At 68.5% G+C, this 11,531-nt stretch carries 12 protein-coding genes and 1 pseudogene; 6 read left to right on the top strand and 7 right to left on the bottom strand.

The annotated features are described in order from the left end of the window. Window positions 1-33 precede the first annotated feature (33 nt). The 6 genes and pseudogenes from F620_RS0111560 to F620_RS0111580 all read left to right on the top strand — a co-directional run bounded on the left by F620_RS0111560 (window position 34) and on the right by F620_RS0111580 (window position 4,477). Window positions 34-1,824 (top strand): ABC transporter transmembrane domain-containing protein, encoded by a 1,791-nt coding sequence (locus tag F620_RS0111560; protein WP_018870706.1) that lies wholly within the window; start codon window positions 34-36, stop codon window positions 1,822-1,824. Window positions 1,825-1,859: 35 nt separating this feature from the next. Continuing rightward, window positions 1,860-3,362, top strand: coding sequence for a glycerol kinase GlpK (glpK, locus tag F620_RS0111565; protein WP_019570671.1), 1,503 nt, complete (start codon window positions 1,860-1,862; stop codon window positions 3,360-3,362). A 32-nt stretch (window positions 3,363-3,394) separates the two neighbouring features. Continuing rightward, window positions 3,395-3,618, top strand: a pseudogene (locus tag F620_RS15665) (addiction module protein). Continuing rightward, window positions 3,615-3,761: a hypothetical protein gene (locus tag F620_RS15150; protein WP_019570672.1), complete on the top strand. Its 147-nt coding sequence runs from the start codon at window positions 3,615-3,617 to the stop codon at window positions 3,759-3,761. Before F620_RS15665 ends, F620_RS15150 begins: the two are co-directional and overlap by 4 nt. 60 nt (window positions 3,762-3,821) lie before the next feature. After that, window positions 3,822-4,058 (top strand): hypothetical protein, encoded by a 237-nt coding sequence (locus F620_RS0111575; protein ID WP_018870702.1) that lies wholly within the window; start codon window positions 3,822-3,824, stop codon window positions 4,056-4,058. Continuing rightward, window positions 4,055-4,477, top strand: a complete 423-nt coding sequence (locus tag F620_RS0111580; RefSeq protein ID WP_018870701.1) for a putative toxin-antitoxin system toxin component, PIN family — start codon at window positions 4,055-4,057, stop codon at window positions 4,475-4,477. Before F620_RS0111575 ends, F620_RS0111580 begins: the two co-directional genes overlap by 4 nt. A 28-nt stretch (window positions 4,478-4,505) precedes the next feature. Here F620_RS0111580 and F620_RS0111585 read toward each other — a convergent pair whose 3' ends face one another. The 7 genes from F620_RS0111585 to F620_RS0111615 form a co-directional block, all read right to left on the bottom strand. Next, window positions 4,506-5,354 carry a pirin family protein gene (locus F620_RS0111585; protein WP_019570673.1) on the bottom strand — a complete coding sequence of 283 codons (849 nt, stop codon included), beginning with the start codon at window positions 5,352-5,354 and terminating at the stop codon, window positions 4,506-4,508. Window positions 5,355-5,441: 87 nt separating this feature from the next. Next, the gene (locus F620_RS0111590; RefSeq protein ID WP_019570674.1) at window positions 5,442-5,801 is read right to left on the bottom strand and encodes a hypothetical protein; all 360 of its coding nucleotides are present in this window, start codon (window positions 5,799-5,801) and stop codon (window positions 5,442-5,444) included. 3 nt (window positions 5,802-5,804) lie between these two features. After that, window positions 5,805-6,659 carry an ABC transporter ATP-binding protein gene (locus tag F620_RS0111595; RefSeq protein ID WP_019570675.1) on the bottom strand — a complete coding sequence of 285 codons (855 nt, stop codon included), beginning with the start codon at window positions 6,657-6,659 and terminating at the stop codon, window positions 5,805-5,807. A gap of 1 nt (window position 6,660) precedes the next feature. Then, window positions 6,661-7,632: an iron ABC transporter permease gene (locus F620_RS0111600; RefSeq protein ID WP_018947826.1), complete on the bottom strand. Its 972-nt coding sequence runs from the start codon at window positions 7,630-7,632 to the stop codon at window positions 6,661-6,663. Between the two features lie 6 nt (window positions 7,633-7,638). After that, window positions 7,639-8,556 (bottom strand): cobalamin-binding protein, encoded by a 918-nt coding sequence (locus F620_RS0111605; protein WP_019570676.1) that lies wholly within the window; start codon window positions 8,554-8,556, stop codon window positions 7,639-7,641. A 254-nt stretch (window positions 8,557-8,810) separates the two neighbouring features. Continuing rightward, on the bottom strand, window positions 8,811-10,757 hold the full coding sequence (locus F620_RS0111610) for a sensor histidine kinase (protein WP_019570677.1): 1,947 nt from the start codon (window positions 10,755-10,757) through the stop codon (window positions 8,811-8,813). A 5-nt stretch (window positions 10,758-10,762) separates the two neighbouring features. Then, window positions 10,763-11,494: a response regulator transcription factor gene (locus F620_RS0111615; RefSeq protein WP_019570678.1), complete on the bottom strand. Its 732-nt coding sequence runs from the start codon at window positions 11,492-11,494 to the stop codon at window positions 10,763-10,765. Window positions 11,495-11,531 lie beyond the last annotated feature (37 nt).

Genomic DNA, 11,531 nt, shown 5'->3' on the forward strand with positions numbered 1-11,531 from the left:
CGCACCCGCATTCCCTCACCGCCGGTAGCGGGCATGAACTGGGACGACGCCGACACCCCGCGCCCCGCGGCCCGTAACCTGCGGGTCCTGATGCCGCTGCTCGCATTCCTGCGGCCGTACCGGCGGCGCATCGTGTTCGGGCTGGTGGCGCTGGTGGTGGGCTCGGGGGCGATCCTGGCCTTCGGCGGGGTGCTGCGCCTGCTGGTGGACGCCGGCCTGGGTCCCGAGGACCCCGCCGGGCTCAATCGCGCGCTGGTGCTGCTGCTGGTGGTGGTGACGGTGATGGCCATCGGGGTGGGGGCGCGAATCTATCTGGTGACCTGGCTCGGCGAGCGGGTGGTGGCGGACCTGCGCCGCGCGGTGTTCGCCAACGTGATCCGGCTGGATCCGGCGTTTTTCGAGCAGACCCGTACCGGCGAGGTGATCTCGCGCCTGACGGCCGACGCGACGCTGATCCAGACCGTGGTCGGCACCACCCTGACCATTGCCGCGCGCAACCTGCTGCTGATCGTCGGCGGGCTGGTCCTGATGTTCCTGTCCAGCCCGCCGCTGGCAGCCCTGCTGGTGGCCGGCCTGCCGGCGGTGGCCGTGCCGGTGTGGCTGCTCGGTCGGCGGGTGCGGCGGCTGTCGCGCCGGACCCAGGACCGGGTCGCGGACGTGGGCGCGCGCACCGACGAGACCCTGTACGCGATCGAGACGGTACAGGCCCACGGCCAGGAAGACGCCGAACGCGGCCGGCATGCTTCGGCGGTGGAAGCCGCCTTCGGCATGGCCACGCGTCGGGCCGCCACCGGCGCACTGCTGGCCGCTGCGGTGATGCTCTTGATGTTTGGCCTGATCGCCGGGGTCCTCTGGATCGGTGGCCACCGCGTACTGGACGGGGTGATGACCCCGGGCGAGCTGGCCGCGTTCCTGTTCTATGCGGCCCTGGTGGCGGGGTCGATCGCCGCGCTCAGCGAGGTGACCAACGAACTGCTGCGGGCGGCCGGGGCCGCGGAGCGCCTGCTGGAGCTCGCGGAGGTCCGTTCCGGCCCGCCCTGGCCACGGCACCCCGAAGACCTGGCGGAACCGGTACGCGGCGAGATCGCGCTGGAGGACGTGGTTTTCGCCTATCCGACGCGCCCGCAGCCGCCGGCACTGGATGGGGTCTCCCTGCGGGTGCGCCCGGGCGAGTCGGTGGCGCTGGTGGGACCGTCGGGTTCCGGCAAGTCGACCCTGTTCCGGCTGCTGCTGCGCTTTCATGACCCGGACGCCGGACGCGTCCTGTTCGACGGGCACGACCTGCGTCGCCTGCGGCCGGATGAACTGCGCCGGCACATCGCGGTGGTGCCGCAGGAACCGGTGCTGTTCTCCGGCACCGTGCGCGAGAACGTGGCCTACGGCGTGCCGGATGCATCCGACGCGTCGCTGCAGGCGGCCGCGGAGGCGGCGCATGCGCGGGGGTTCATCGAGGCGCTGCCGGAGGGCTGGGACACCGCGCTGGGCGAGCGCGGCGTGCGCCTGTCGGGCGGTCAGCGGGCGCGTCTGGCGCTGGCCCGCGCCCTGCTGCGCGAGCCGGCCGTGCTGCTGCTGGACGAGGCCACCAGCGCGCTGGACGCCGAAAGCGAACGCGAGGTGCAGGCGGCGCTGGCCGGGGTGCGTGGTCGCTGCACGGTGCTGACCATCGCCCACCGGCTGGCCACCGTGCAGTCGGCGGACCGGATCGTGGTGCTCGACGGCGGACTCGTGGTGGGCGAGGGCACGCACGCCGAACTGATGGCGCAGGGCGGGCTGTATGCGCGGCTGGCGGCGCTGCAGTTTGCGGATGCGGACGCGCTCGCCTGAAACTCGGGGTGAGGGGGATCAAGCGGGAGGAGATCATGGCCAACGGATACATCCTCGCCCTGGACCAGGGCACCACCAGCTGCCGGGCGATCCTGTTCGATCTGGAGGGCGGCATCGCCGGGGTCGCGCAGAAGGAGTTCGCCCAGTCCTACCCGCACTCCGGCTGGGTGGAGCACGACGCGATGGAGATCTGGGGCACCCAGATCGGCGTGGCGCGCGAGGCGCTGGAGCGCAATGGCATCAAGCCCGCGCAGCTGGCGGCCATCGGCATCACCAACCAGCGCGAGACCACGATGGTGTGGGATCGTCACAGCGGCCGCCCGATCCATCCGGCCATCGTGTGGCAGGACCGGCGTACCGCGGATCTCTGCGACCGCCTGCGCGACGAGGGTCTGGAAGGCCATATCCGCGCGACCACCGGGCTGCTGCCGGACGCCTATTTCTCCGGTACCAAGATCCGCTGGATCCTCGATCACGTGGACGGCGCGCGCGAGAAGGCCCGCAACGGCGACCTGCTGTTCGGCACCATGGACAGCTGGCTGGTGTGGAACCTGACGCGCGGCGAGCGCCACGTCACCGACGTGACCAACGCCTCGCGCACCATGCTGTTCGACATCCACCGCCTGCAGTGGGACGACACCCTGCTGGACGCGCTGGACATCCCGCGCGCCATGCTGCCCGAGGTGGTATCCTCCAGCGAGGTCCTGGGCCACACCGGGGCGGAGATGTTCGGCGGCGCGCGGGTGCCGGTGGCCGGCATGGCCGGGGACCAGCACGCGGCCCTGTTCGGCCAGGCCTGTTTCGAGCCGGGCATGGCGAAGAACACCTACGGCACCGGCTGCTTCCTGCTGATGAACACCGGCACCCGCCCGGTGACCTCGGAGCACGGCCTGCTGACCACCATCGCCTGGGGCCTGGACGGGCAGGTGGAATACGCCCTGGAGGGCTCCATCTTCATCGCCGGGGCCGCCGTGCAGTGGCTGCGCGACGAGATGCACCTGATCGATACGGCCGCGGACTCGGAGTATTTCGCCAGCCGGGTCGAGGACGCCGGCGGCGTTTACGTGGTGCCGGCCTTCGCCGGGCTGGGGGCGTCGTACTGGGATCCGCATGCGCGCGGGGCGATCTTCGGCCTGACCCGGGGCACGCGCAAGGAGCACGTGACGCGCGCGACGCTGGATGCCCTGGCCTACCAGACGCGCGACGTGATCGAGGCCATGCAGGCCGATTCCGGCCTGGCCCTGCAGACCCTGCGGGTGGACGGCGGCGCGGTGGCCAACAATCTGATGGTCCAGTTCCAGGCCGACCAGCTAGGGGTACGCGTGGAACGCCCGGCCATCACCGAGAGCACCGCACTGGGTGCCGCCGGCCTGGCCGGTCTGGCCACCGGCCTGTGGAGCCGTGACGACCTGCGCGCATTCAGCCGCATCGAACGCGTGTTCGAGCCGCAGCTGGACGCCGCCACCCGCGACCGCCAGTACCACGGCTGGAAGGAAGCCGTGCGCCGCTGCATGAACTGGGAACGTGACGCGCGGTAGGCCCGCGTCGCCATTTACGCGAGAGGTGTCCTATGAAGATCAAGGATCTGATTGATGAAGCCGAGGCACTCCCGGTTGAAGAGCGTGCGCTGGTGGTCGATTCGCTTCTTCGCAGTCTCAACCCCCCGAATCCCGGATCGATGAAAAATGGGCTTCGGTGGCGCAGGAGCGATTGAAGGGGTTTCGTTCCGGTGATGTGGAGGCCGTTCCCGGAGAAGAAGTGTTCGCGAAGATCCGGGGCGAGCAACCTCAATGAGCTTCCGCGATCGTTTCGCTTGCTTCTTCGGTCTGGTGACGCTCGAGACTGACCCCGAAACGCGCGATCCTCTGGCACCGATGGGGGGCGATCGGGTCCGGGCGCTGCCCCTGCTCGATCAGGCGATCGTCTGGAGGCAGTAGATATGCAGGCACTGGTGTTCTGGTGCTATTGTGTAGCAATGGAAAAGCCGGGAATACACCATGGCGCGACTGACCATTTCTCTCGATGATCAGGTTCATCAGGCATTGAAGGAGGCAGCGGCCCGACAGCGCCGCTCGATCGCCTCGATTGTGGAAGAGAGCCTGGTCTACCGGGGAATCAAGACCCATGTGGATGCCCGCGGCCTTGTTGATGCCGCTCGAAAGAAGGCGGGGCTCAGCGAAGAAGACGCTCTGGCCATTGCCGTTGATGAGACACGGAAAACCCGTCAACGGTGAACAACCGTACGTATATCGTCGACACCAATGTGGTGGTGGCCGGGCTCCTTTCGGCCGACGCCGAGTCACCGGTATGTCACATCCTCGACGACATGCTCGACGCGAGACTGCCGTTCCTGCTCTCTCCCGACCTTCTGGGGGAGTATCGTCGCGTCCTGCTGCGCCCCCGCCTGACCAGGCTCCACGGGCTGGAAGCCGGGACGATTGACGATCTGCTCGTCCACCTGACCGCGAATGCCATCTGGCGTGAACCGCCACCTTCTCCGTGCGCGGCACCGGATCCGGGAGATGCCCACCTCTGGGCGCTTCTGCATCTCCAGCCGCACACTGTTCTGATCACTGGTGACCGGTTGCTGCTGGACGATCCGCCAGCAGAGGGCAAGGTCATCACCGCCGGTGACTATGTCTCCATCGGCTGAATTCCAGCCCCACCCTTCGGCCCCGCTGTCAGTCGATGCTGGCGGGGCGGGCGGCGAGGCGGCCGGACTGGTAGTCGGAGATGGCCTGCTGGATCTCGGCGTCGGTGTTCATCACGAACGGGCCGTAGTGGGCGATGGGTTCTTCCAGCGGGCGGCCCTTGAACAGCAGGACGCGGCTGTCCTGGCGGGCGATCAGATGGATCATGGTGTGGCCGTGCCAGACGCCCAGTTCGCCGGCGTTCAGGCCGGTGAGCGCGCCCTCGAAGACGTAGCCCAGCACGCGCTCGTCCAGCTGTACGGCCAGTGACAGGCGGTAACCGGCCGGCAGGGTGAGATCCGCCATGCCCGCGCCTTCGCCGATCTGGCCCAGCGGGCCCTCGGTGTCGCCGGCGCTGGTCTGCCAGGAGCCGGCCACGGCCTTGAAGTCCAGCGGGGCGTCTTCCTCCGGCAGGTGGCGCATGGCGTCGGTGCCGACGTCGCGATAGCGCGGGGGTTCCATCTTGCGCGCGGCCGGCAGGTTCACCCACAGCTGGAAGCCGTGCAGCCCTTCCGGCTCGGGATGCAGGGTCTCGGAATGGATCACGCCGCGGCCGGCGCTCATCCATTGCGCGCCGCCGGCCTGCACCTGTCCTTCGTTGCCCATGGAATCGCGATGGCTGACGCCGCCGCGCACCAGATAGGTGAGGGTCTCGAAGCCGCGATGCGGATGGTCGGGAAAGCCGCCCACGTCTTCGTCGCCGGGGGCGGTCTTCAGCTCGTCCAGCATCAGGAACGGGTCGAGGCCGCCGCCGAAGTCATGGATGCGGCGGATCTTCACGCCCGCGCCGTCCTGCGTCGGGTGCGAGTGGCGGATGCTGTCCGGTGGCGTGGGGTTCATGGCGTTCTCCTTCGCGTCGAGTCTGCACCATACCGACCGCAAAACGAAAAGAAAATTGCATGGTCCGATCCGGCGCGATATTGCCGGTCAGGGGAGCTGCCACGCGTCGGCGAAGGCCTCCAGGCTCTCGATGAAGTCGGGCTCATGTTCGCGCCGATGCATGGTCAGGTGCAGCACGATGGCCGATTCGTCGGGCGGGTGGCCGGTGGTCAGGGTCCAGGCCACGCCGTTGGGGCAGTCCGGCAGGCTGAAGCGCACGCCGCCGTGGATGAGCTCGCGGTTCACGCGGAACTCGCCCCACAGGCAATAGATGACACCCTGATCGGCCCCCCGATCCTCGACCAGGTTGTCGATCAGGTCGCAGGCTGTTGGCAGGGCGGGCACCGTCAGGCGTTGCTGGAGGGTGGCGGGGTCGGTGGTACCGGTCAGGATGCGGTGAAACTCCATGGGCTACTCCACGCGGGGCAGGAATACCGGGTGGCCGTCCACCTCGCCGACGCTGAGGGCCTGGTTGTACAGCCGTTCCAGGGCGGCGGGCACCAGCATGGTGCGGGTGGGGCCCCAGCAGGCGCCGCCGTCGGGGAACATCAGCAGGAGGTGGTCGCAGAAGCGGGCGGCCAGATTGACGTCGTGCAGGGCCATCACCGCAGCGCGGCGTTCACCGCCGGCGATTTCGCGCACGCGCTGCAGGACGCTGACCTGGTGGTGCAGGTCGAGCTGGCTGGTGGGTTCGTCCAGCAGCAGGACCTGCGGGTCCTGGGTCAGTACGGTGGCGAGGGCCAGACGCTGGCGTTCGCCGCCGGAGAGGGTATCCACCTGCCGGCCCTCCATGCCGTCGAGATCCACGGTGGCCAGCGCGGCGCGGGCGGCGTCGACGTCCTCGCGGGTCTCGATGTCCCAGGGGCGCAGGTACGGGTGGCGGCCGATCAGCGCGGTTTCGAGGACGGTGGCAGGGAAGCCGTCGTGGTGGTTCTGGAACACCAGGCCCAGGCGTCGCGCCAGATCCGGCCGCGACAGGCTGCCCAGGGGCTGCCCGGTCAGTTCGATCCCGCCGGCGCGCGGGGGGCGCAGGCGGGCAAGGGTGTGCAGCAGCGTGCTCTTGCCGGCGCCATTGGGCCCGAGGATGCCCCAGCACTGGCCGGGATTCACGGTCAGGTGCAGCGGCGAGGAGTCGGCCCGTTCGGGGATGTCGATCACCAGATCGCGGGTGGCCAGCAGGGTGTCCGCCGTGGGGGCCTCGTGCACGCTGAGGGCCGCGGCGGAGACATGGGCGTGGGCGTCGCTGCGGGTGTCGGCGCGGCTCATCTCAGCGGCTCCGGTACAGCAGGAACAGGAACACCGGCACGCCCAGCATTGCGGTGATCACGCCCACTGGCAACTGCTCCGGGGCGATGATGGTGCGCGCCAGGGTATCCGCCAGGGTCAGCAGGATGCCGCCGGCCAGCGCCGAGGCGGGCAGGATGACGCGCTGGTCGTTGCCGAAGACCAACCGCAGCATGTGCGGCACGATCAGGCCGACGAAGCCCACTGCGCCCACCTGGGTGACCGCGGTCGCGGTGATCAGCGACGCGGCGATGTAGATCGACCATTCCACTGGCCGCACCGACACGCCCAGGGCGGCGGCCTGCATCGGGCCGCGCGCGAGGACGTTCAGGGTGCGGCCCAGCGGCATGGCCGCCAGCACCACGAACACCAGCACGCCCCAGGCCGGGCCCGGATGGCGGGCATGCGAGACGTCGCCCATCAGCCAGTAGAGCATGCCCGGCAGCTCCGCGGTGGGGCTGACGGCCAGCAGGAAGCTGATCAGCGCGCCCCAGCCGGCGGCCACCACCACCCCGGTCAGGAGCAGGCGGGTGGCGGTCCAGGATCCGGTGCCATGTGCCAGGCCGAACACGATGAGCGTGGACAGCATGGCCCCGGCAAACGCGGCCGCCGACACCGAGAACATCGACAGCCCGGCGAGCATGGCCAGCAGTGCGCCCACCGAGGCGCCGCCGGAGAGACCCAGCACGTAGGGGTCGGCCAGCGGATTGCGCAGCAGCACCTGCATCAGCGCGCCGGCCACGCCCAGCAGCCCGCCCGCGGCGAACGCGGCCAGCGCGCGTGGCAGGCGCAGCTCGGTGATCAGCGTGGCGTGCAGCGCCGAGGCCTCGCCGGTGAGCACCCGCGGGAGCTCGCCGAGCGGGATGGCCACGCTGCCCCAGGCCAGGGCCACCACCAGCGACAGCAGCGAGGCGGGCAGCAGCACGCCCGCCGCCAGCAGGAAGGATCGGGTCACGGGAGCTTACGGCGATTCGGGACGCCGGTCGCGGGCGGTCTGCAGGTCCTCGCACATGAGGGCGGTGCCCTCGGCGATGCGCGGGGTGTGGCGCTGCAGCAGCGACGGCGGCAGGAAGAACAGGTTGTCGCGGCGCACCGCGAGCATGTTGTCCCACTCGCGCCAGGCCTCGACCCAGGCGGGGTTGTCCTCGCCCATGCCGCCACCGATGATGACCTCGGGGTCGGCGTGGATCACCGCTTCGCGGTCCATGCGGGGTACCAGGCGGTCGAGGTGGCCGAACACGTTCTCGCCGCCGCAGACCTCGATGGCCTCGGCGATCAGATGTTCGTTGTTCACCGTCATCAGTGGCTGGTCCCAGACCTGATAGAACAGCGGGACCGGGTCGCGATCCGCGTATTTCTGACGCAGCGCCTTGATCCCGTCGAGAAAGCGTTCCGCCTCGGCGCGGCCCTGATCGCCCGTTCCGGCCAGTTCGGCCATGCGCTCCATGCTGGAAGCCACGCCGTCGAACCCGCGCGGTTCGGAGGTGTAGACGGTCAGGCCCAGTTCGCGCAGGCGTTCGATGTGCGAGCGCGAGTTGCCGCTGTCCCAGGCCACCACCAGGTCGGGTTCCTTGGCGAGGATGCGTTCCAGGTCGAGACTGGTGTAGCCCCCGACCCGGGGGATGTCCGCGGCCTGTTCCGGGTAGTCGCTGTGGTCGGTCGCGCCGATCACGCGGTCGCCGGCGCCGATCGCGAACAGCACCTCGGTGATGTGCGGGGCCAGGCTCACGATCCGCTCGGCCGGGGCGTCCAGCCGGACTTCCCGATCCGTGTCGTCGATCACGGAAATGGGGTCGTTGTCGGCGGCGTGGCCGGCGGTGGCGAACAGCAGGGCCCCGGTGGCGACCAGGGTCGTCAGCGTGGTTGAACGGTATAACATACGAAAGGTTCCTTGGTTCCGTAGGGTCGGGCAACGGTGCGGGCGGGGCTGGCGCGGGTGTTCGCCGGCGATATTCGGCGGTGGTATGCCCAGCCGGAGGGTCCAGCCTCTCCGTCGGCCCGTCTCGACCAAGCGCGTCATGATAACAGCTGCCCTTGAGGGCACGCCGCTTCCCCGTTGGGATTGGTGACAAGCGCTTGAGCGGGCCGCAGACCCGCTGTGCCCGGATGCCCCGCGGCCCTGCCGTGTGCGCTTTACGACTTGATCGGGAGGGTCAGGGAGGCGGTCGCACCACCATCAGGACCGGCCATGAGGTTCGCATCCCCTCCATGGAGCCTCGCAATGCGCCGCACAAGGTAGAGCCCCATTCCTACCCCCGCGATCCGCGACATGTTGTCGCCCCGGGTGAATTTTTCGAAGAGCTTCTCCGGGGCGGCGTTCTGCAGGCCCGGTCCCGCGTCGACTACCTTCAGATTCACGCGATCGGAGCCATCGGGCTCCGCGATGACAATGATCTGCGTGCCCTCGGGGGCGACCTTGGCTGCGTTGTCGATGAGATTCAGAAGCGCCACGCGAACCAGGGCGGGGTCGAAGGTCATCTCGCTGGGGATGTCCCCGACTTCCAGTACCAGTTCGTGGCGGGTTACGGATTGGCGAGCCTGTTCAACCACCTCCCCCAGAAAGGCCCGCGAGACCACGCTCTCCGCTCGCACCCGCCAGGCGTCCGATTCGAAGCGGTCCTCCGTCATCAGGTTATCCATGAAGCCGGTCATGCGGCTGACCGCGCGACGGATGCGTCGCAGCACCTTGGCGGGCGGAATGGTGTCCTGTTCGCGCTGGGCTTCCAGCACCGTGCAGGCGGAGGCGATGGATGCAATGGGGGAGCGTAGCTCATGGGAGATCATGGCCAGGAACTGGCGGTGTTCACTCAGGGCGTTCTCGGCGGTCTGACGGGCGGTGTCGAGTTCGCGGGTGCGGGCGTCCACCAGGCGTTCCAGCTCCGCCCGCTGCTCTTCCTGGATGCGCAAGCGCTCGCGCCGCTCGAGGACCACGCGTGCCCCCAGCCCGGCGAGGACGATGACCGAGGCCAGTAGCACCGAAATCGCCATGGCCGGCTCGGAGAACGCAGCGGGTACCCGGGGCAGCCAGCCGATGCTGGAAAAGTAAAGCAGCTTGGTCACCTGCCAGGGCAGGACGTAGCCGGCGAAGGCGTAGCCCCACAGCACCACCCCCTTGCGCCACGCCATGTACCCGAGAACGGGGCTGAACAGGGCGATGCTCAGCCCCCACAGCGCGAGGAAATGCATCATCGACCGATGAGGGAGGAACAGGAACAATACGCCGATCAGGGCGAAACTGAAGATCAGGCCGATCAGCACCCGGTCAATGCGCTGAAACAGCTCGCGGGTCCGCAGCAGGATGCGGTGCAGGATCAGCAGCAGCATCCCGACCAGTGACAGCGAGAGGCCGATGGCCGGTTGGGTCCAGTCGGGTGATTCGGGCCAGAATTCGCGAAAGGCGATCCCCTTGATGCTCCAGCGGAACAGCAGGAAGGCAAGGCTCAGCAAGCCGAAGACCAGAAAGCCCGGCTCGCGCAGCATCAGCCACATCACCACCCCGAACAGCAGCATCAGGATGACCGCGCCGGCCATGAAATATTCCAGCCGCGTGGCGTTGCGTTCCCTTTCGAGTAACTTGGCGGTGGCATGGAGTTGCGGGTGGATCACGATGGGCGTGTCGCTGGCAACCCGGACCAGCAGCTCCTTCGACGCGTGCGCGGGGATATCCACGGAAAACACCTGCGTCAGGGTCGGCAGTTCCCGTTCCGATAAGGGTATGGCCCGACCGCCAGGGCGGGTGACCCAGCGGCCATCCATGCGTTCGTGATAGGTCACTTCCCGCAGCCGTGCCTGACCGACCTCCAGCCAGCGCAACACCGCTTCGGGGCGATCGTTGGTCACTTCCAGCTTCAGCCAGAAGGCGGAATCACTGGTGCCAAGCCGATGGCGATCCTTCGCCAGCGGCAAGGGGCTGAGCGGGATGGCGCCGGCCGCCACCTCCGCTGGACCCAGTTGTCCACTGGGGTCTTCGCCCATGACCAGCCCCTTGACGCGAACGTCGTCGGCGGCTGCGAGGAGCGATGGGGCCGGTAAAAGCGCGAGCAGCAGAGTCAGCAGCAGGGCCGGGCGGATACGAGGCACCGGGCTCAATCCATCGTGAACGGCCGGGTCAACTCCAGCCGTTGACGTGGGGCGGTGGCCAGGGGCAGGGCATCGCCCGTGTGCGACTCGACCTTCTTGCGCAGACGACTCATTAATACATCTATGCGGTGGAAGCGAAATTCGGAGGGGTTATCGCTCAGTACAGCGGCGAGATCCAAACGCGAGGCCGCGCCGCCGCCGTGGACGAGACACTCCAGGAAGGCGAATTCGTTGGGGGTCAGATCCACGGACTGGCCACCCGGCGAGTACAGGCAACGTCCTTCCCGGAGTATGCGCCAGGTGGGTTCGTGCCCACGGGGGCCGGCGTCCGCCTGGCCGTTATTGGCCGCCAGGCGTCGCGACAAGGCTTCGACGTGGGCGGCCAGCTCCCGCAGATCGACGGGTTTGGTCAGGTAGACATCGGCGCCCGCCTCAAGCCCTGCCAGGCGGTCATTCAGCTGTGAGCGCGCACTCACGATGATGATGCCGATGCCGGTCTCCATGACGTGGCGCGCCACACTCAAGCCGTCTTCCTCGGGCAGCCCGATGTCCAGCAGCACAACATCCACTGGATGGACAGCCAACTGGCGGTAGAAGCCCGCGGCACTTTCCTCCGTCCATACGGTGCAGCCCTGCATGGCCAGATACTCCGCCATGCTGGCGCTCTGATCCACGTCGTCTTCGACAATGGCGATGCGGATGGCACCGGGTTCGCTGTGATTGAGGGCGTCTTGCATGGTCCGACTGAACGCCTGGTCGGTTACAGATGGGAGG

Source organism: Thioalkalivibrio sp. ALE11, from assembly GCF_000381205.1.
Classification (GTDB): Bacteria; Pseudomonadota; Gammaproteobacteria; order Ectothiorhodospirales; family Ectothiorhodospiraceae; genus Thioalkalivibrio.